Here is a 254-nt window from a genome sequence, read left to right as displayed (position 1 = left end):
TCGGCAACCCCATCGCCATCAGTATCCCAACCTTCTATAGAATCAGATTCTCCATCATTATCACTATCGGTATCTATATAATCTGCACTACCATCCATATCTGTGTCTATGGCAACTAATGCTGTTCCACCATCATCAGGGTCATAGCTATCATCAATACCATCGCCATCAGTATCCGTACCACTTGGGGCAACATAACCAACCGTTGGTTGTCCTTCTATATTATCTACAATACCATCACCATCACTATCAAT

At 42.1% G+C, this 254-nt stretch carries 1 pseudogene; it reads right to left on the bottom strand.

Annotated features, from left to right (window positions below):
- A pseudogene (locus tag ACFSTE_RS15995) lies at positions 1–254 on the bottom strand (gliding motility-associated C-terminal domain-containing protein); the annotation flags it as partial.

The sequence above is a fragment of the Aquimarina hainanensis genome (assembly GCF_042684685.1).
Taxonomy (GTDB): Bacteria; Bacteroidota; Bacteroidia; order Flavobacteriales; family Flavobacteriaceae; genus Aquimarina; species Aquimarina hainanensis.
This window is presented reverse-complemented; position numbering and strand designations above follow the sequence as displayed.